Origin of the sequence: Acetobacter senegalensis (assembly GCF_001580995.1) — a bacterium.
In the GTDB taxonomy this organism is placed as follows: domain Bacteria; phylum Pseudomonadota; class Alphaproteobacteria; order Acetobacterales; family Acetobacteraceae; genus Acetobacter; species Acetobacter senegalensis.
This window is the reverse complement of record NZ_LHZU01000091.1, coordinates 1-19,618: the sequence shown is the minus strand read 5'-3', so window position 1 is coordinate 19,618 and position 19,618 is coordinate 1. Positions and strand designations below refer to the sequence as shown.

Sequence of the window (19,618 nt, the reverse complement as noted above, 5' to 3'; positions counted from 1 at the left end):
GCCACCACCCCAGCCGCCGTATCCTCCGCCCCAGCCGCCACCCCAGCCACCATATCCCCAGCCACCCATGGGTGAGGAATAATCGGTCTGCTGGTTGATGTAGGCCAGGAAGGTATGGTCACCTGATTTGAATTCCCGTGTCGGGACACCAAAGGTGCGCACAACATCCACCGCCTGCTTGCCGATCATGGAATCGAGCATGCGGCGTTCCTTGGCTGTAGGCACCTGGCAAGCAGCCAGAGAAAGCATGCCCACCAGGAAAAGGCGTTTTCTGTGTGTCATGACAAAATCCCGACAAGGTGAAACATGCCAGTCCGGCGCCCTGCCGGACCATGAGCGAAACAAACCGGTAGAACTGTTACAGACTAAACGCTTATCCACAAGACATCCTGTATGCGGGATGTTCCACAGGCAAGCATGACAAGTCTGTCAAACCCCAGCGCTATGCCGGAGCAAGGCGGCATTTGTGGTAACGCACGAAGCAGGGCTTCGTCCATTGGCCAATCTGGTCTTTGTGGGTAGAGGCTGCGCCGGGCCGCGCGGTCTGCATGAAAACGGGTGCGTTGCTCCGTGGCGTCGGTCAGTTCTTCAAAGGCATTCGCCAGTTCCATGCCTGCGGCATAGAGTTCAAACCGCAAGGCCACCTGCGGGTTGGCGGGGTCCCGGCAGGCAAGGGCCGCCTGACTGGCGGGCCAGTGTGTCAGGAACGTAGGACGTGTGCGGCCAATGGCGGGCTCAATCCGTTCCAGCAGCAGCCGGAAAAACAGATCTTCCCAATTTTCGCCGTCTCGCAGAGGGCAACCTGCTGCTACGGCGAGGGCCTGTGCATCTCCTTCGGTTGGGAGCAGATCAATGCCGGCATGGCGCTGAAAAGCCTCTTCCATTGTCAGGCGTTCAAAAGGCTGGGTCAGATCCAGCGTGTCTTGCGTGCCTGCTGACCCTGGGTGGTTCAGTACAGAAGGCAGCACCGCTTTCATCAGAGCTTCTGTCTCATCCATCAGGCCACTGAGGCCGAGGCCCGGGTGATACCATTCCAGCATGGTAAATTCCGGTGCGTGCAGGCCGCTGCGCTCCCCATTGCGCCATACCCGCGCAAACTGGAACACCGGCAGCCCGGTGGCAGCCACAATCCGCTTCATGGCGAATTCCGGGCTGGTATGAAGGAACAGGTCTTCCTGCTGGCCCTGTGGCGTTTCCCTGACGGTATGGAAAGGGTGCAAATGCACTTCCTCCCCCGGTGTGGGCACCGCGTACGGGGTTTCTACTTCCATGTGGCCTCGGGCTTCCAGAAACGCCCGAACACCACGTTGCATCATGCTCCGCCGATGCAGAAAAGGCAGCCGGTCCCGAATATGGTCAGGGTCTTCCCCGCCAGAAAAAGAGGCTGAGGAAGCGGGTGCCGTGCGTTGTGTTGTTGCAGGAATGGACATGGTGAGAGTAGAGCCGTGACATGTCTCATTCGGTCAAGCCCCATCCTTCATCCCGCAGGCCCTTACGCACGCCTGATGATCTGATTGCCGCTGGTCTGGTGCCGCCAGAGCAGAAGGCTGCGCTTGAAGCTGTGGCAGAGCAGTATGCCACAACCATTCCTCCTGCTTTTCTTGACCTGATTGAGCAGCCGGATGACCCGATAGGCATTCAGGTCATCCCCTCGCCGGAGGAACTGCTGGTCACACCGGAAGAACGGTCAGACCCGATCGGGGATGATGCGCTCTCTCCTGTGCCCGGTATTGTGCATCGTTACGCAGATCGTGCGTTGCTCAAGCCGTTGCTGATTTGCCCGCTTTATTGCCGATTCTGCTTTCGGCGGGAGCATGTGGGGCCAGATGGTGGCGTGCTGGATGATGCCGCGCTGGAAAAAGCGTTCGAGTGGCTTCGTACCCATCCCCAAATTCAGGAAGTGATTCTGACAGGGGGAGATCCGCTCATGCTCTCTCCGCGGCGGCTGGGCCAGATCATGGTGGCGCTTTCCGCCATGCCGCATGTCACCACCATTCGGCTGCATAGCCGTGTGCCGGTAGCAGCACCTGAACGGGTGACGGATGCCCTGCTGGATGTTTTGGAGTCGGACAAGGCGGTGTGGATGGCGGTTCACGTTAATCATGCCCGAGAAATGACAGAAGCCGCGCGGGCAAGCCTGAAGCGTATTGTTCGGCGGGGCATTCCCCTGCTCGGCCAGTCTGTGCTGCTTCGGGGGGTGAATGATCGGGAAGAGGCACTGGAAGCCCTGTTCCGCAGCATGGTGGAAGTGCGGATGCGCCCCTATTACCTGCATCAACTGGACCCGGCACCCGGCACGGCGCGGTTCCATGTGCCTGTTGAAGAAGGGCAGAAATTGCTGGCGGGTTTGCGGGGGCGTGTCACAGGCTTGGCGTGGCCCACCTACGTGCTGGATATTCCGGGTGGTTACGGCAAGGTCCCTTTGGGGCCGGATTATGTGGATGGAGCGCTACAGGTGCGTGATCCGGAGGGAAAGGCGCACACACTGGCGCGGCTATAACGACACACCTCCTGACCCTGCAGAATATGTGCCACATGAGTGGGAAGGCTGTTGATTGACGGCTTTCGGCTTTCGGTGGTCTCGCTCCCTGAGGGGCTTACCTCACGTCCGTCAGAGTTTTGATATTGGCCTTCTGATTTTCAAAAAAGGTCTTGAGTTCCGTGCCCGACGGGCTTGCGGCCTATGGTCCCTCAGTTCAGGAGAGAGTGGAAGCCTGCAGTCTGGTGTGCAGGGCGTCGATGTCCGTATGGGCAAAAACTTCCACCCCATGTTGGCGGAGTAAAGCGGCGGTCACACCTTCTCCGGCATGTTTGTGGCCCGTAAAACTGCCGTCATAAACAGACAGGCTGCCACAGGACGGACTACCATCTATCAAAAGTGCAAACTGACACTGGTTGGCTTGGGCCAACGCAAGGGCGGCCTGTGCACCAGCGACAAATGCGGCTGTAACATCGGCTCCCGTATTATCCATGACACGGCCTTTACCTTCCAGAACCGCCAATCCGTTTTCACGGTCGGCAATTTCAGCAGCAGGGCGAGGCGTGGGGAGACCGGCGGCCCGTTCCGGGCAAAGCGCAATGATGCGGCCCTCTTTCTGCCAGCGTTCAAGATGAGTATGGGCCAGCGTTTTGGCGGACCCATCGTAACGGACGGGCTGGCCCAGCAGGCATGCGCTGACCAGAATTTTAGCAGGATGTTCCATAAGCCAAGAAAACCAATGCCCGTAATCCGGAGCCAAAGGGAATAGAAAAGGCGCGCTCTTCAGGAGGAACGCGCCTTTTGTAAAAGGGAGAAGCGGCCTGTTTGCAGGGCTATCCACCGTGTGAGTGGGGATGCCCCTGCACGCTGTTATTCGCCTGTGGCGCCTCCGCCGGGGTGTCTGCGGTCATATCCACCATAATAATGGGCAGAGCCTTTTTCTCCCAGCTTGGGGCCGCCAACCAGAATACCTTCCGGCATGCCCCATGGCGCATGGGGAGAGAAGGTATAGCCTTCATGCTCCAGCGTGGTTTCTACCTGGGGTGTGACAGCGCCAGCTTCCACTTCTACCGCTTCCGGCAGCCACTGCTGATGCAGGCGCGGCAGATCAATGGCCTGCTGAATATCCAGCCCATAATCCACCACTCCCAGAATAACGGACAGCACAATGGTGGGAATGCGTGAGCCACCCGGGCTGCCGATAATCAGAACAGGTTTGCCATTGCGGGAGACAATGGTGGGAGACATGGAGGAGAGAGGCGTTTTGCCCGGCGCAATGGCGTTGGCCTTGCTGCCGACAATGCCGAACATGTTGGGAGATCCCGGTTTGGCCGAGAAATCATCCATTTCATCGTTCAGGAAAAATCCGGTGTCGCCCCCAATCACTTTCGCACCAAACCAGCCGTTCAGCGTGTAGGTGGTGGAAATGGCAAATCCGTCTTTATCAATCACCGAAAAATGGGTGGTCTCGTGTTTCTCCGGTGTCGCTTCGCCTTCCTTCAGAGTGCTGGATGGTACAGCCGTATCTGTGGGAATATGGGTACGCACATCTGCCGCGTAAGCAGGGTCTAGCAGATGCTGCACCGGGTTTTGCACAAAAGCCGGGTCACCAAGCCCACGACGGTCTGAATAAGCATGGCGCATGGCTTCAATTTCACGCTGCAAAGCCGGCGCGGTGTGCAGGCCAAGCGCGTGCATGTCATACCCGGAAAGAATATCCAGAATTTCACACAGTGCGATGCCGCCGCCGCTAGGCGGAGGAGAGGTTTCCACCACATAGCCCCGATAATGGCAGCTTAGCGGAGAAAGCTCACGAGGCTGGTAACGTTCAAAATCAGCGGCCTGAAGCAGACCACCATTTTTTTGCGATGCCTGAACCAGCGTTTTGGCTATCGGGCCTTTATAGAATGCGTCTGCTCCCTGTTGAGCCACGAGTTCCAGAGAACGGGCCAGATTGGTTTGAACCAGCCTGTCCCCTACCTGCAGGGGTGACCCATCGGGCCGAAGAAAAATGGCGCGGGCTTCAGGGCTGGCGCGGAAAGCATCCGTAGAGGTATTGAGCAGGGCCACATCACCCTCTCCAAGCACAAAGCCATCTCGTGCCAGTTTGATGGCTGGCTCCATGACAACCTTGCGGGACAACCGCCCCCATTTGCGGTGAATATGATCCAGACCTGCCACTGTGCCGGGCACAGCCACGGCTTTCCAGCCTGTAATGGACAGGTCAGGGATCACGTTGCCCTTGGCGTCCAGATACATATCCGCTGACGCGGCCAGCGGCGCTTTTTCACGAAAATCAATGAAAATGGACGGTTTGCCCGGCTGCCGCAGAAGCATGAAGCCACCGCCGCCAATATTCCCCGCCGCAGGATACACAACGGCAAGTGCATATCCCATGGCAACGGCCGCATCAGCCGCATTGCCGCCCTTGGCCAAAATCTGCGCCCCGACATCCGACGCCAGTTTCTGTGCAGAAACCGCCATGCCATGCTTGCCCGGCGTAGGAGCCAGCGGAGGGAGGCCGTCTGGCTGGTCCTTGCCATAAGCCAGCGGGTCCGGTGCGGATGAACTGGCTGGTGCGGCAAAAGATACCGTGGAAAAACCAGCCGTGCCGCAGGCGAGAAAAACCATGGCGGCAAAACGCAGACGTAAAGGCAGGCCAGACGAGGATCGACGGGGCGGAAGCATCATACGTGATCAGCCTTCAACAGGGTAGGGTGGGCAAGTATATCCAGCCGGGGAGAGTGTGAAAATCTCATATCCCGTTTCTGTTACCCCCAGCATATGCTCAAACTGTGCTGAAAGAGAACGGTCACGTGTTACTGCTGTCCAGCCATCATCCAGAATTTTTACGTCCGGACGGCCGATATTGAGCATGGGTTCGATGGTAAACACCATGCCCGCCTTCAGTTTCAAACCTTCGCCCGGCCGACCGTAATGCAGCACGTTGGGTTCCGCGTGGAAGGTGCGGCCAATGCCATGCCCGCAGAAATCCTGCACAATGGAATAACGGTTTTTCTCGGCCAGAGTCTGGATGGCATGCCCTACGTCGCCCAAGGTGGCACCGGGGCGCACAACCTCTATGCCGCGCATGAGGCAGTCATAGGTGGTTTTTATCAGTTTGGCGGCTTTTACCGGCACCTTGCCAACGGTGTACATACGGCTGTTGTCGCCATACCAGCCATCAACAATGGAGGTGACATCAATATTAACGATATCACCGTCCTGCAGGCGCTTTTCGCTAGGGATGCCGTGGCACACCACATGGTTGATGGAAATGCAGCTTGCCTTGGGGTAGCCCCGATAATTCAGCGGAGCCGGAATAGCGCCATGATCCAGCGTGTATTCGTGAATAAGGCGGTCAAGTTCCTCGGTGGTGACACCCGGCTTGACGTAAGGGGTGATCATATCCAGCGTGGCGGCAGCCAGACGGCCCGCAGCGCGAAGGCCTTCAAAATCTTCTTCAGTATGCAGGACAATGCCGCTTCTGCCGGCCATGCTTATGCTCCGTGATTTTTGCAGATCTTAATTTAGAGATATGCAAAATGGAGTGAGGCGGCAGTAAAGGCAACCCGCTTCCGGCCTGGAAACGGGTTGTGGAAAAGAATTCAGGTATGATTACGGGTGGAATGAGCCCGATGAACATGCTTGGTGGTGGTCGCCGTTGCCGGATGAACCTTGGCCCCAATCAGCCGGACATGATGGCCACCTGAAACAGGCGTTGCACGCACATGCCGGGTATGACGGCTCAACGGCGCTTCTGCCACTTCAAGCGGTGCGTGTCCGTGGCGGGCTGAAGCCGCCGCCAGCATGATCACCCGTCCGCCACGGCGATGAGCCGGTACTACGTTGCGTGCCAGAACCAGCGGACGCGCAACCGGGGCAACCCCTTCGGCATCAAAGCCTCGGTCAAGCTGATCTGCCATCACAAGGGTACGCTGCGGGTTGGAAGATGCGCCCATTACCACCCCAACAAGCCGCACATCATTGCGGATAGCTGAGGTCACCAGATTGCGGCCTGCTTCCTGCGTGTAGCCGGTCTTCATGCCGTCCGCGCCGACATAGGCCTTCAGCATGGGGTTATGGTTGGGGATCATGCGGCCATGAAAGCGGAAAGCGGCCACGGAGAAATAATGATAATCTTCCGGAAAATCCGTCACGATATGGCGGGCCAGAATGGCCAGATCCCGCGCGGTGGTCATCTGATCCGGGTCAGGCAGGCCGGAAGCGTTGCGGAATGTGGTGTTGTTCATGCCAAGCGCACGTGCCTGCTGGGTCATCATGGCGGCAAATTGTGGTTCGCTTCCGCCGCCCAGAAATTCACCCAGAGCACAGGCGGCATCATTGGCAGATTTGGTCACCAGCGCCAGCATGGCCTGTTCAACGGTCAGACGGGTGCCGGGAACCAAACCAAGCTTGGAAGGTTCCATTGTCGCGGCATGAATGGAAACAGGAACAGCCTGATCAAGCGTGATGGTACCAGCGCGCAGCGCGGAAAACGCCATGTAAAGCGTCATCAGTTTTGTCAGACTGGCAGGGTAGCGGCGCAGGTCGGGATCAGTCTGGGAAAGAACAGCCCCGGTTTTGGCGTCCATCACAATGGAACTGATCTGGCCCGCATACTGGGCGTGGGCTGCGCGCTGGCTGGCAAAGGTGGTCAACGCCACACCGGCCAGCAGGCCAACCCATTTACGCATGGCAGGGCGTCGTTTACGGCGAGAAGAGTCCAGACCTTGTGTTGGAGTGTCTGTTGTGCGTCCTGTTGCGTAAATGTCTGCCACTGCGCGATCCCACCTGCTTTATTCTCAGGATAATTCAGTCTGGTACTTCAGATTGCAAGACCGCGTCGATAAAAAAACTGGAGAATCCTGACCTTGGCGCGGTGTTCTTGTACTTGGTGTTAGCCTGTTATGTGGCATAAATGTGGCAATCTTTACGATAGCGTCTTGAAATCAGGGCGTTTCAGATGCAATGGCCTCTTCCATCCCTGTGCTGAATTCCAATATGATAGCGCATGTCTTTCCCTCTCAAAGTTCGGAAGCGGAGTTCTGGCCTGATGGCATCCCGTTCTTTTTCAGTCCTGCATGCGGGTAATGGGCCGTCTCGACGTAATGGCGGCGGCGCGGAGTCGGATGATGACGGCAGCGATGCCGGGGTCGTGGTGCGGGCCAAGCCCAAAACCCGCAAACCCGCCATGTACAAAGTTCTGATGCTGAACGACGATTACACGCCCATGGAATTTGTGGTGCATGTGCTTGAACGCTTCTTCAACAAGAATCGGGATGAAGCCACCAGTATCATGCTGAACGTGCACAAGCGCGGTGTTGGTGTGTGCGGCGTGTTCACATACGAGGTTGCAGAAACAAAAGTGACGCAGGTTATGGACCTTGCGCGCCAGAATCAGCACCCGTTACAATGTACGATTGAAAAGGATTAAGGCGAGTAAACGAAAAAAAGTCGCCCATAGCGTCTTTTTTATGCGGTTCTGACTCGCAATTCCGCTCAAAGCAGCCAAATATGATTCTGAGGGAACCAGACGTCTCATTGGACACAGTGTTACGGTCTGGGAAACTGGGGAAAGGAGCGTCTCGTCATGTTGTCACGCAATCTTGAGCAGACGCTGCATAAGGCACTTATTCTGGCCGGTGAACGGCATCACGAATATGCGACGCTTGAGCATCTGCTGCTTGCCCTGGTCGATGATGCGGATGCCGTTACGGTGTTCCGGGCATGCGGCGTTGATCTGGAACGCCTGCGGACCGATCTGACCGGTTTTCTTGATAAGGATCTGGCGGGTCTGGCGTCTGACCGCCCGACAGAACCCAAACCTACAGCGGCTTTCCAGCGCGTTATTCAGCGTGCGGCCATACATGTGCAGTCTACCGGGCGTGATGAAGTGACGGGTGCGAACGTACTTGTTGCCTTGTTTGCTGAACGGGAAAGCCATGCCGTGTACTTCCTGCAACTGCAGGACATGACGCGGCTGGATGCTGTGAATTTTCTCTCCCACGGGATTGCCAAGGCTCCTGATCGTTCCACGCGCCGTCCGGTTACTGGCACGGGTACCAATTCCGGTTCAGGCTCGGACAAGAACGAAGATGGAGAGCGCGGCGAAACACGGACACAGAAAAATCAGGATGCGTTGTCCACCTATTGCATCAACCTGAATGCAAAGGCGGAAGCGGGCAAAATTGATCCTTTGATCGGGCGCGATACGGAAGTTGAACGCACCATTCAGATCCTGTGCCGCCGTACCAAGAACAACCCGCTTTATGTGGGGGACCCCGGGGTGGGTAAAACCGCCATTGCGGAAGGGCTCGCCCGCCGCATTGTGGAAGGCAATGTGCCTGAAGTGCTGCTGAAAGCGACCATCTACTCGCTGGATATGGGCGCGTTGCTGGCAGGCACCCGCTATCGTGGTGACTTTGAAGAACGCCTGAAAGCCGTTGTGACAGAACTGGATCAGGACCCGCACGGTATCCTGTTCATTGATGAAATTCATACGGTGATCGGGGCCGGGGCAACATCAGGCGGGGCCATGGATGCCTCCAACTTGCTGAAACCTGCTCTGGCGGCTGGCACGCTGCGGTGCATCGGGTCCACCACATATAAGGAATTCCGCCAGCATTTTGAAAAGGACCGCGCCCTTGTGCGCCGGTTCCAGAAAATTGATGTGCCGGAACCCACTGTGGATGATGCGGTGAAAATCCTGCGTGGTCTGAAAAGCAGCTACGAAAAGCACCACAAGGTTCGTTACACGGAAGAAGCCATTCGCGGGGCAGTGGAACTGTCCGCCAAATACATTCATGATCGGAAACTGCCGGATAAGGCAATTGACGTGATTGATGAAGTTGGGGCGTCCCGCATGCTTCTGCCTGAAGGCAAGCGGCGTAAAACCGTGAACCTGAAGGATGTGGAAGACATCATTGCCCGGATTGCGCGCATTCCGCCCAAGAGCATTTCTGCTGACGATAAAGAAGTGCTGCGGGCTCTGGAACGTGACCTGAAAGGGATGGTGTTCGGGCAGGATCAGGCAATTGAAACCCTGTCTGCCGCCATCAAGCTGTCTCGTGCTGGCCTACGTGATCCTGAAAAGCCGATTGGCAACTATCTGTTCTCTGGCCCCACTGGGGTCGGGAAAACGGAAGTGGCCCGGCAGTTGGCGTCCACACTTGGTATCGAACTGATCCGTTTTGACATGTCGGAATATATGGAGCGTCACTCCATTTCCCGTCTGCTGGGGGCTCCTCCGGGATATGTCGGGTTTGATCAGGGTGGTCTGCTGACCGACGCCATTGACCAGCATCCGCATGCCGTGCTGCTTCTGGATGAAATCGAAAAGGCTCATCCGGATCTGTATAACGTGCTGCTGCAGGTGATGGATCACGGCAGACTGACAGACCATAACGGCAAGACGGTCGATTTCAGGAACGTTATCCTGATCATGACCACAAATGCCGGGGCAGCTGATCTGAGCAAGGAAGCCATCGGGTTTGGGCGTATCGCGCGTGATGGTGAAGATGAGGAAGCCATCAAGCGGCTGTTCACACCGGAATTCCGTAACCGTCTGGATGCGATCATTCCGTTCGCTAACCTGACACCGGAAACGGTGGGCCGTGTGGTCGAAAAGTTTGTGTTGCAGCTTGAAGCACAGCTTGCAGACCGTAACGTGACGATCGAACTGTCTTCCGCAGCCAAGGAATGGCTGGCCGAACGTGGGTATGACAGACTGTATGGCGCGCGTCCGTTGGGCAGGGTCATTCAGGAATCGCTCAAGAAGCCGCTGGCGGAAGAACTGCTGTTTGGCAAACTTGTCAAAGGCGGTGCAGTGAAGATCGGCCTGAAGAACGGTGCCCTGACTTTCGATATTGTTGAAAGCAAGGTGCTTGGCAGCCCGTCATCTGATGAAGACGAACGGGGCAATGAAAAAGAGGAAGAAGCAGCAGGATAATCTGCTCCTTTCTTCTGAAGTCAAAACGGGAAACGGCCAGCCAGATTAGTCTGACTGGCCGTTTTTCATGGTGATAGGTTGGGCGTAAAGCCTGTTCCAGTCAGAGACCGAAAAGTCTCCAGCAAGGGCTGGCAGACTTTTCAGGTATTCCTTTACTCGTAACGTTTGCCATTGACGGTTACATACCCCGGCACGTGCCAGGACCAGCCTGTGCCATGGTGCGTCCAGTCCACGCCTTGCCGACGCAAGGAATCATAATAATAGCGACCAACGACTTCCACCTGATCGCCTTTGTTGACCCATGGCCATGCCGGCGCGTTCATTTCATCCAGACCGGAGACAATGCGGATGGAGATATTCGGAGCAACAGCAACATAGAAATAACCATGCCAGCCACTTCGCGTCCGTTTAGCCTTGGGAGAAATGGCGACAACAGTTCCGCAGAGATGCACAGGCACATCGGCCTTGGGGCCACCGTTTTCAAAGGCCTGCTGCTTCGCAATGAAATCACGGTTGTCGCAGCTTGCGGGCGCAGTCTGATAGGTGGATGATTCTCTTGCAAAAGCAGGGGAGGTGGCAAGAGATGACCCCAAAGCCAGAAGGCCTGCACCAAAAAGGGAGCGGTAAAAGGCGGACGCTGCCATTAACGGAAAACCTTCCTTCAAACAGTAAAGATCAGACATGATCTGAGCAGGCAATGAGGTGCGGCGCAGTCCATGTCAATCAGATTGGGCCGCGCTTTCTTACGGTTGCTGTATGTTAAGGCTGCTCTTTTAAGAGCCGCGCGCGGTAGTCATCCAGAAATTTGCCAACTTCTGGAGCTGGTTTGGGTGCCTGTTGTTGCAGGTTCTGCAGGGCGCGGATAATGGCACCGATAACAACGAGGCGCGCATACCATTTATGGTTGGATGGGACGATAATCCATGGCGCATAGGGGCGGGCGGTTTCAGAAATGGCAGCCTGATAGGCTTTCTGATAGTCATCCCAATATTCGCGTTCACGCAGGTCTGACGGAGAGAATTTCCACCGTTTATCTGGAATGTCCAAACGGGCAAGAAGGCGTTCTCTTTGCTCTTCGCGTGAAATATTCAGGAAGAATTTCAGAACAATAGTCCCTTGTCGGGACAGGTAATGCTCCAGATGGCGGATATCGCTGTATCGTCCGGCCCAAAATTCCGGGGTATTGATCTCGCCGCTTAAATGCTCATGCTCCAAAAGTTCTGGGTGAACACGGGTAACCAGAACATCTTCGTACTGGCTGCGGTTGAAAATCACAATCCGCCCGACCTGTGGGGCTGCCAGATGAATACGCCACAAAAAACCATGCAGAAGTTCTGTCGGGCCAGGCTGTTTGAAGGATGTAACGGAAACACCTTGTGGATTAACGCCGGACATGACGTGCTTGATAGTGCCATCCTTGCCAGCGGCATCCATACCTTGCAGAATGATCAGAACAGAATGTGTCTGGTTGGCGTAAAGAAGATCCTGAAGGTCCAACAGGCGTTTTTTCACAGTTTTCAGAAGCTTGGCGCCATCTGCCTTGGTCAGCCCCAGATCCCCGTCATCGTTCGGATTATGGTCTTTCAGATCAAATTTATCGCCATCTGTAATGTGGTAGCTGTCCAGTGCGCGCAGAAATTTAGCGAGCTTGTTCATGCTGATCCTTCCTTGTTCTGGCGCGATGCTATGCCTGAATGACCGCTTTGTAAAAAGACCAGCAAGGAGGTCTGTTCTTTGTGTGGCGGGAGGCTCGCGAGGGCGGCCATAAAAAATAACGGCTCTTTCCCGCTTTGAATGTCATAAGAATTATAGGGGGCGGGGAGGGGCAAAAACTTGCCAAACTGCAAGCTTCACCTCATATCCAAACTATGGCTTTCAAGCATATCTCTCTTCTCAAACAGTCAACGCAGCCAGGCCATTCCTTAACTGGGCTTCTTCTGGTGGCATCGCCCGCTTTGGGAGATACTCCTTTTGCAAGAACAGTTATTTACGTGTGCGCCCATGCTCATGATGGTGGCGCAATGGGGCTGGTGGTCAATCGGCGCTTGCCCAAGCCGGGACTGGATGATGTTCTGGAGCAACTGGACATTGGCCCTATCCCACCCTTGCGCAGAATTGGTGTGTGCGCCGGTGGCCCGGTGGACGAAACGCGGGGTTTTGTTCTGCATTCTTCCGATTGGAAAAGTGAAGGCAGCCTATCCGTGACGGGTGGCGTGACCCTGACAGCCAGTCTGGACGTGCTCAAGGACATTGCAGAAGGAAGTGGCCCGCAGGATGCATTGCTGGCTATGGGGCATGCCAGTTGGGGAACCGGGCAACTTGAGGAAGAAATCTTCCGTCATGATGCTTGGCTGCTTGCTCCGCCTTCGCGTGAGATTGTGTTCGGGCAGGATTATGGGGTGAAGTGGCGGCAGGCTCTGGCCGCCATTGATATTGATCCCGTCAGCCTGACGGGCCAAACCGGCCACGCCTGAGGTATCAGGCATTCCGGCATGCTTTATTATAGATCAAAAAAAGCACTGTCCGTAGGAAAACGGACAGTGCTTTAATGCGTTATAGTGACAGAAGTTCAGTTCTGGCCAGCGAAGGTAATACCGTCTTCTTCTGCGCCGCTGCTGATGGGGCGTGCCGTGGCAGGAGCCTGTGCAAGCTGAGTGGCACCGTTCTGCGCGTTCATTTTCTTTGCCCAAGCCGTCATTACGTCATTGGCGTGAGAGTTGGTGCCAGGGCGGCGGCCATAGATAAAGCCGAAGGTGGGATAAATGGACCCAAATCCGCCAGACCGATTATTCAGCGCCACGCGGACGGCTGACCAGTCATTGTTGGGGGAAACGTCAATGACCTGAACATTGCGGCTGATGCCGTTCTGCGCCCAGTGGGATTGGTCAATGACAATGGTGCGGCTATCAACAATATTCCGCACAACAGCCACATGGCCGAGTGGCATGCGGCGTGTGCTACGGAAATTCAGCACACTACCCGGTTCCGGGGCAGAGCCGCGTTCATACACGCCAGCTGCATTATGCCACCAGTCACGGGCATTCCCGTGGAGCATAACGTCAGAAGCATTCTGGGCATAAGCCACACACTGAATAACGTGCCCACCATAACCACCTCTGTGCCACCGGCTGCCGGAAGCCGGATGCCAGCGGCCCCCAGCGTAACGGCCTGCTGCACCATGGTAGGAGGCAGCGGTAAAGGTCATTTTGTGGGGGGTAGCGTGTCTGTGCGCCACACTGCGGCTTTTGGCCATAGCAGGCTGTATGAAAGCGGATAAGGACAGAAGCGAAACAACAGCCATTTTCAGTTTAAAAGCACCAGGCCGTCCATCTCGCATCTCAGCGTACCTTTCCTGCATCGCGGGCTTAAAAGTTGTCTGCGGTTAGGTATAAACATCTGTGCAGGTCAGGCAAGCGCTCAATGCGGAGCAAAAACACTCTTTTCAGGGTTTGCACACGACAGGGTGGTTACAGAAAAAAAATAGGAATAAATTCCTATAATAAGCCACGAATCTGCCTGAATTCCCTTTGTGTCGGGTGCGTAAGCCTGAAAATGTGGAAGAGGCTCCGGCAGCAGGGAGTCGCAAAACTGTGGCGCGGATGCCACGCGCTGCGATCTCGTCCCGGCCGGAGCAAGTCAGATTATTTTGTCGTAATCAGCATGATTTCAACCAGCACGCGGGGGTCAGCCATGGCGGCCTGTACGCATGCGCGGGCAGGGGCATGATTTTCCGGAAGCCACGCGCTCCACAGCTTGTTCATCGCGTCCCGATCATTGATGTCTTTCAGCCAGATCTGGGCCTGCAGCAGGCGGGTGTTATCCGTTCCATGCTGTTCCAGCAGGGCGTCAATCTGTTCCAGAACGTCCTTGGTCTGGCCTTCAATATCCAAGTCCAGATTGCGGGCAACCACGCCCTGCGTGAAAATAAAGCCATGGTATTCCACCACGGAAGAAAGAATCGGGTTGGGGTTTGTCCGTAGAATCTTGCTCATGAAAGGTCTCTTGCTTTTGCAATAACAGAGGCAGCCCTGTGCCGCTCCGATAGGGCCAGTGTTCCGGCTAAGCGTGTCGCGGTCAACCGGACTGTGCAGGCAGGCGGGCATAGGCCGCCAACCGCTCAGCCGTATCAAAATCCACAAGTTCCTCAAGAGGCGCAGGCACCAGATGCACTTTCTGCCCGAGTGCCTGAAGAAGGGAGCGCCCTCCTTTATCTCCACGCACCTGTTTCAGCGCCTCGAATGCCGTGCTTTCCCACACCACCGGGTTGGCTGGGCGGCCTCCACGGTCCGGCGCAGTGGCAACGGCGTGGTAGCGTCTGTGTTCTGCCAGCAGACTATTCAGCAGCCCGACAGAAACCAACGGCATGTCGCCCAGACATACCAGTAGAGTTGAGGCTTTCAGGGCCTCGGCGGCTTCAATTCCGGCTCGCAAAGAGGCTGAAAGCCCGTCCGCCGCATTCTGTGCGAGACAAAAATGCAGCTTGGGGGTGTTCTTGAAGGTAGCTTGCAAATGCGCGGCAAGTTCCGGTTTGTCGGGCGGAACCACCACCACCACCTGCTCGGCTTTGCTCAGAAGGGCCGCAGAGGTGGTTCTGGCCAGCATGGTTTGGCCTGCGGCGTCTTGTGCCATCAGCTTATGGGCAGGCGCCGTGCGGGAGGAACGCCCGGCAGCCAGCACAAGAGCTACTGGCCGGAAAGCGTTTTTTTCCGCTACCACCCCGGTTGCTCGGCAAGAGGTGAACCACGCCGAACGGCCACTATTTCTGCAAGGATGGAGAGAGCGATTTCTTCCGCACCCACGGCACCAATCGCTAACCCGACTGGCCCATGAATACGCTTCAGATCCTGATCAGAAAAGCCGATTTCCTTCAAACGCTTCATTCGGCTTGCCTGCGTTTTGCGTGAGCCTAAAGCCCCAATATAGAAGGCGGAGCCTCGTAAGGCGGCTTCCAGTGTAGGGTCATCAAGCTTGGCATCATGAGTCAGGGTGACAATGGCGGTCATGCTGTCCATGCCCAACGCTTCCAGCGCTTCATCCGGCCATTCTGTAATCAGCGTTTCGCCTGGAATAAAACCAGGGAAACGTTCCGGGGTCGCCAGCGCTGTGCGCGGATCTATCACTAAGGGAGAAAGCCCGGTCATCATGGCCATTTGCGCCAGATGCTGGGCAATATGCACAGCCCCGACAATGAGCAGGCGCGGCGGCGGCGTAAGAGGCTGCAGGAACCAATCCGTCCCATTTTCTGTAAGCGTGCTGCATCTGCCGTGGCGCAGGCACTCCTGTGCCGCATTGGTCAGAAGGTCTGCTTTTTCTGTGGTGCAGGAGGCATTCATAAGTCGATGCTGACGGGTATCCAGGGTGCGCATTAGCACGGCAGGTTTCCGGCTTGCCTGAAAAATGCAGGCTTCTTCCAGAAGGTGAAATGGAAAGGTACCTGTGGGGCAGGTCTTGCAGCCAATGGCTTCCACCAGAACATCCAGCTTGCCTCCACAGGCCAACCCGACATCCCACGCCCGTTTGCTGCTGACACCGTAGGAGAGGATTTCCGCCGGTGCGCCATCCATGATGGCCTGCGCGGTGGTGATGACGTCAGTTTCAACGCAGCCGCCACTCACAGATCCTTCAACGCGTCCTGTCTCGCTGATAGCCATGAAGCTTCCGGCTGGACGGGGTGAACTGCCCCATGTGCCAACCACTGTTGCCAGCGCAACTTTCTGGCCTGCCCGAACCCAGCTTAAGGCATGGTCAAGCGGGGTCATTACCTGTGGACGTGGGCTTGCGTGGGCAAGGTGCGAGGAGGGCAGGGGCAGGGCGGTCATGCAGCCAGTTTATAACAATTACGTGTCTTCTGCACACAACCGAAACAAGGGGCAGGGCTGCTTGAAGGAGAGGTTCCCTGTTGCACCCCCTCTTGATACGTCGGAGAAGAACACTACGTTACAACAGAGTGTTATTTAAGAAAGCAAGGATGCTATAAAATGGCAGAATCAAGAGACGGTCGCGTAATCTACGTTGTGGCGGATGGCGGCAAAGTCCGTTTCCTGCATGACGCTCAGGGTGAATTCAAAGATGTGCAGGATTTTGATGCGCATGATCATGAAGGCACGCCCGGCAAAGTTCCGTCCGGGTCCACACCGGCAGACAACGCAAAAGATGCCTTTGCCCGCGTTGTGGCCGATCGCATCAATGCGCTGGTAAACAAGGGTGGTCAGATTGACGGCTTTGTGCTGGCAGCCCCTGCGCCTGTGCTGCATGAAATCCGCACGCATCTCAGCAAACCGGCAGAAGCCAAGCTGATCAAGAGCTTCCCCAAGGATCTCACAAACATTCCGGCGCATGACCTGCGGAGCCATTTTGATATTCCGGCAACCGGCTGGCAGCTTCCTGCCTGAGGTCTGCGGTCTAGTTATTTGTCACAAAACTGCCAGAGCGTTGCCTCTGGCAGTTTTTTTATGGACGTTGTCTTGGAAGCGCGTCAGTGAAAGCAGGAACGTTTCTCTCAACAGTTGCAGGGGAGAGACAATGTCGTGCCACGCGCGTGCGTAGTTTGGATGATGGAGGAGAACAGTTTTGCACCAGGCCTATTCTGGCATGCAGTTGCAGGTTATCCCGGTAACGCCTTTTCGTCAGAACTGTTCTGTCTTGTGGGATGAAGCAACACGGCAGGCTGTGGTGGTGGACCCCGGAGGCGATGCGGATGTGCTGGCAGAGGTCATCCGGCAGAATGGTCTGACGGTAGAGGCGATTCTGCTGACACATGGGCATCTTGATCATGTCGGAGGAGTGGCCGCGCTTTCCCGTTTGCTGGCTAAAACACAAGAAACGCCTCCTGTTGTTATTGGTCCAACAGTGGAAGATGAGTTTCTTCTGTCCTCCATTGAAAATCAGGCACGCCATTTCGGTCTGGAAGGGCTGGAAAACGCCAAGGTGGATCGGTACCTTGCCGAGGGCGAGCAGGTAAAGGTTGCCGGGCGAACGTTTGATGTCCTGCATGTTCCGGGCCACACCCCCGGCCATGTTGTGTTTGTTGATAAGGCAGCACGCTTCGCCTTTGTGGGGGATACCCTGTTCCGTGGCACCGTGGGGCGCACGGACTTCCCTTATGGGGATGGACATCTTCTTGTAAGATCTATCAAAGAAAAACTGCTTCCCTTGGGGGATGATGTTGTCATTATGCCGGGGCATGGTGGCTCAAGCACCTTGGGTGCTGAACGCATGAACAATCCGTTTCTCTGTGCCGGTTGATTAGGAGTTCGTAAGTGAGACAGGGTATTCTTGGGGTGGCAGCGGCCTGCCTTCTGGCAGGTAGCGTGTTGGGAGCCACTGCCATGGCCAGCACGGAAGATATGAGCGAACCAACACAGGCTCAGCCGGTGTTGCCACGTGAAAATCTGACGATTGTGTCTGCCAGCGGCCGACACGTGTTTTCAGTAGAACTGGCGCGTACGCCACGCCAGCAGCAGGTGGGAGAAATGTTCCGCACCAACCTGCCGGATAATAGCGGTATGTTGTTTCTTTGGGCCACTCCTCAACAGAGCGACATGTGGATGGAAAATACGCTGGTTCCGCTTGATATCGTGTTCATAGCGCCAGATCATCGTATTCAGGCCATTGCAGAAAATGCCGTGCCACGCAGTCTGGCTCATATCAGCAGTCATGGGCCGGTTTCGGCTACACTTGAACTGGCTGGCGGGGTAACAGCCAAGATGGGTATAACCGTGGGGGACAAGGTGGAAGCGCCGTCTCTGGAGAAAAAATCCTGACGTCGTGTTTTTTCTGCCTGGTTGAGTCAGGCAGAAAAAACGTTAGAGGATATACGCAATCCCAATCAGGGGGTTGTATCGAGGCAAGAACGTGACGATTTTTGTAACAGGGGCGGCTGGCTTCGTTGGCTACCATGTCAGTCAGGCGCTTCTGGCAAGAGGAGAGAGGGTTATCGGGGTTGATAACCTGAATACCTATTACAGCCCTGCTCTGAAACAGGCGCGTCTGGCCCGCTTGCAACAGCAGCCACATTTTGTTTTCCATCAGCTTGAAGTGTCAGATACATCTGCCCTTACGCAGATTGCTGAGCAGGAACCCTCCATCACTGGCGTGCTCCATTTTGCTGCACAAGCGGGCGTTCGGTATTCCATGAACAATCCGGCGGCCTTCGCTGAGTCAAATGTGCTCGGACATGTGTCCGTGCTTGAATTTGCCCGCAGGCTGCCAAGGTTGGAACATCTGGTTTATGCCTCTTCCTCGTCAGTGTATGGGCGCAATACGTCCTTGCCGTTTCGGGAAACCGACAGGGTTGATGAGCCCGGCTCTTTTTACGCCGTTACAAAACGTGCAGGAGAACTGACCTCATCCACCTATAGCCATCTCTATGGTTTGCCGCAGACAGGCCTACGGTTTTTCACGGTGTATGGCCCTTGGGGGCGGCCGGATATGGCCTATTACAGCTTTGCGCAGGCCATATCCCACGGAAAAGATGTTACCCTTTACGAAGGAGACGCGCTGGCGCGGGACTTCACCTACATCTCAGACGTGGTGGCAGGTGTTCTCGCCGTTTATGAAACTCCGCCTCCCGCAGGCGAAGCGCGCGTGCTGAATATTGGCAATCACCGGCCAGAACCTGTTCGGTATCTGGTGAAGTTGCTTGAGCGCGAACTGGGATGCACAGCCAAGCTGCGATTGCGCCCTCGGCCAGAAGCTGATGTTGAAACAACATGGGCCTCTATTGATGCCATTCACGATCTGACTGGCTGGAAACCGACCACCCACCTCGAAGACGGTATCAGCGAGTTTGTGGCTTGGTTCCGAAGATACGAAAATTCCAGCCCCGCCCTTTTGTAGAGAACAACAGATCCCCGTTTTTTGCGGGGATTTTTTTTGCTTTGTTTGCGGGGTTGGAGGGGCGGCTTTCTGCGATTGTTGTGTTTGTGGGTGAGGTAATCTGGGCGTGCTGCTGCGCCTAGTGTGCTCAGGGTTGGCTGGGCTGGCTGTAGTTAGTGTGGTGTTGCTTCATGAGTGCCTTGCCGTGCCGTGGCGTGAGGGTGCTGGGATGGGGGAAGTTGTGCGGAAGTGGCTTCTTACTTCCGGCGTATGGTGTGCTTGGCGACCTGCTGAGGGTTACGGCTGCTCCTGAGGCTGTGTGGGTCTTGTTGGGGTGAAGATGGGCGCGATCATGGACAATAGTTAACATT

At 55.9% G+C, this 19,618-nt stretch carries 20 protein-coding genes and 1 pseudogene; 8 read left to right on the top strand and 13 right to left on the bottom strand.

What is annotated here, in order from left to right; all coding sequences use genetic code 11:
- Together AD948_RS02450 and epmA are read right to left on the bottom strand one after the other, a co-directional pair.
- Nucleotides 1-282: pseudogene (locus tag AD948_RS02450) on the bottom strand (hypothetical protein); the annotation flags it as partial.
- A gap of 83 nt (nt 283-365) precedes the next feature.
- Entirely contained in the window at nt 366-1,430 is a 1,065-nt protein-coding gene (gene epmA, locus AD948_RS02445) for an EF-P lysine aminoacylase EpmA (RefSeq protein WP_082782258.1), read from the bottom strand.
- 20 nt (nt 1,431-1,450) lie between these two features.
- Between epmA and AD948_RS02440 the strand changes: the two genes are divergently transcribed.
- A complete protein-coding gene (locus AD948_RS02440; protein ID WP_061470484.1) occupies nt 1,451-2,500 on the top strand; it encodes a lysine-2,3-aminomutase-like protein in 1,050 nt (349 codons plus the stop codon).
- Between the two features lie 196 nt (nt 2,501-2,696).
- On the opposite strand, the gene AD948_RS02435 is transcribed toward AD948_RS02440, so the two are convergent.
- The 4 genes from AD948_RS02435 to AD948_RS02420 form a co-directional block, all read right to left on the bottom strand.
- On the bottom strand, nt 2,697-3,203 hold the full coding sequence (locus tag AD948_RS02435) for a DUF523 domain-containing protein (protein WP_058988127.1): 507 nt from the start codon (nt 3,201-3,203) through the stop codon (nt 2,697-2,699).
- A 146-nt stretch (nt 3,204-3,349) separates the two neighbouring features.
- Nucleotides 3,350-5,170 (bottom strand): gamma-glutamyltransferase, encoded by a 1,821-nt coding sequence (gene ggt / locus AD948_RS02430; RefSeq protein WP_061470483.1) that lies wholly within the window; start codon nt 5,168-5,170, stop codon nt 3,350-3,352.
- Between the two features lie 6 nt (nt 5,171-5,176).
- Nucleotides 5,177-5,977, bottom strand: a complete 801-nt coding sequence (gene map, locus AD948_RS02425; protein ID WP_006557157.1) for a type I methionyl aminopeptidase — start codon at nt 5,975-5,977, stop codon at nt 5,177-5,179.
- A gap of 110 nt (nt 5,978-6,087) precedes the next feature.
- Nucleotides 6,088-7,176, bottom strand: a complete 1,089-nt coding sequence (locus AD948_RS02420) for a D-alanyl-D-alanine carboxypeptidase family protein (RefSeq protein ID WP_081473504.1) — start codon at nt 7,174-7,176, stop codon at nt 6,088-6,090.
- Nucleotides 7,177-7,535: 359 nt separating this feature from the next.
- Between AD948_RS02420 and clpS the strand changes: the two genes are divergently transcribed.
- Together clpS and clpA are read left to right on the top strand one after the other, a co-directional pair.
- Nucleotides 7,536-7,916: an ATP-dependent Clp protease adapter ClpS gene (gene clpS, locus AD948_RS02415; protein WP_006557160.1), complete on the top strand. Its 381-nt coding sequence runs from the start codon at nt 7,536-7,538 to the stop codon at nt 7,914-7,916.
- 156 nt (nt 7,917-8,072) lie between these two features.
- Nucleotides 8,073-10,430, top strand: coding sequence for an ATP-dependent Clp protease ATP-binding subunit ClpA (gene clpA / locus AD948_RS02410; RefSeq protein WP_006557161.1), 2,358 nt, complete (start codon nt 8,073-8,075; stop codon nt 10,428-10,430).
- 152 nt (nt 10,431-10,582) lie between these two features.
- Here the strand turns inward: clpA and AD948_RS02405 are convergent, their stop codons facing one another.
- Together AD948_RS02405 and AD948_RS02400 are read right to left on the bottom strand one after the other, a co-directional pair.
- Entirely contained in the window at nt 10,583-11,074 is a 492-nt protein-coding gene (locus tag AD948_RS02405; RefSeq protein ID WP_039903156.1) for a DUF3465 domain-containing protein, read from the bottom strand.
- 115 nt (nt 11,075-11,189) lie between these two features.
- Nucleotides 11,190-12,086 carry a polyphosphate kinase 2 family protein gene (locus AD948_RS02400; RefSeq protein WP_058988129.1) on the bottom strand — a complete coding sequence of 299 codons (897 nt, stop codon included), beginning with the start codon at nt 12,084-12,086 and terminating at the stop codon, nt 11,190-11,192.
- Between the two features lie 212 nt (nt 12,087-12,298).
- Here AD948_RS02400 and AD948_RS02395 point away from each other — a divergent pair, with 212 nt between their 5' ends.
- Complete coding sequence (locus AD948_RS02395; RefSeq protein WP_006557164.1) at nt 12,299-12,904, top strand: YqgE/AlgH family protein; 606 nt, start codon at nt 12,299-12,301, stop codon at nt 12,902-12,904.
- 95 nt (nt 12,905-12,999) lie between these two features.
- Here the strand turns inward: AD948_RS02395 and AD948_RS02390 are convergent, their stop codons facing one another.
- From AD948_RS02390 to AD948_RS02375, 4 genes are all read right to left on the bottom strand, one after another.
- Nucleotides 13,000-13,767, bottom strand: coding sequence for a CHAP domain-containing protein (locus AD948_RS02390; RefSeq protein WP_061470482.1), 768 nt, complete (start codon nt 13,765-13,767; stop codon nt 13,000-13,002).
- Between the two features lie 304 nt (nt 13,768-14,071).
- Nucleotides 14,072-14,422, bottom strand: a complete 351-nt coding sequence (locus AD948_RS02385; RefSeq protein WP_006557167.1) for a RidA family protein — start codon at nt 14,420-14,422, stop codon at nt 14,072-14,074.
- Between the two features lie 82 nt (nt 14,423-14,504).
- On the bottom strand, nt 14,505-15,146 hold the full coding sequence (locus AD948_RS02380) for a nucleotidyltransferase family protein (protein WP_061470481.1): 642 nt from the start codon (nt 15,144-15,146) through the stop codon (nt 14,505-14,507).
- Nucleotides 15,140-16,189: an XdhC family protein gene (locus AD948_RS02375; protein ID WP_082782259.1), complete on the bottom strand. Its 1,050-nt coding sequence runs from the start codon at nt 16,187-16,189 to the stop codon at nt 15,140-15,142. Before AD948_RS02375 ends, AD948_RS02380 begins: the two co-directional genes overlap by 7 nt.
- A 219-nt stretch (nt 16,190-16,408) precedes the next feature.
- On the opposite strand from AD948_RS02375, the gene AD948_RS02370 reads away from it, so the two are divergent.
- From AD948_RS02370 to AD948_RS02355, 4 genes are all read left to right on the top strand, one after another.
- Entirely contained in the window at nt 16,409-16,822 is a 414-nt protein-coding gene (locus tag AD948_RS02370) for a host attachment protein (protein WP_058988134.1), read from the top strand.
- A gap of 199 nt (nt 16,823-17,021) precedes the next feature.
- Nucleotides 17,022-17,675: an MBL fold metallo-hydrolase gene (locus AD948_RS02365; RefSeq protein WP_061470485.1), complete on the top strand. Its 654-nt coding sequence runs from the start codon at nt 17,022-17,024 to the stop codon at nt 17,673-17,675.
- 14 nt (nt 17,676-17,689) lie between these two features.
- Nucleotides 17,690-18,193 carry a DUF192 domain-containing protein gene (locus tag AD948_RS02360; protein WP_006557172.1) on the top strand — a complete coding sequence of 168 codons (504 nt, stop codon included), beginning with the start codon at nt 17,690-17,692 and terminating at the stop codon, nt 18,191-18,193.
- A gap of 91 nt (nt 18,194-18,284) precedes the next feature.
- Entirely contained in the window at nt 18,285-19,268 is a 984-nt protein-coding gene (locus AD948_RS02355; protein ID WP_039903161.1) for an NAD-dependent epimerase/dehydratase family protein, read from the top strand.
- Nucleotides 19,269-19,395: 127 nt separating this feature from the next.
- Here AD948_RS02355 and AD948_RS18480 read toward each other — a convergent pair.
- Nucleotides 19,396-19,618 (bottom strand): hypothetical protein (locus AD948_RS18480; RefSeq protein ID WP_211264419.1); only part of this gene is annotated, 223 nt, incomplete at its 5' end.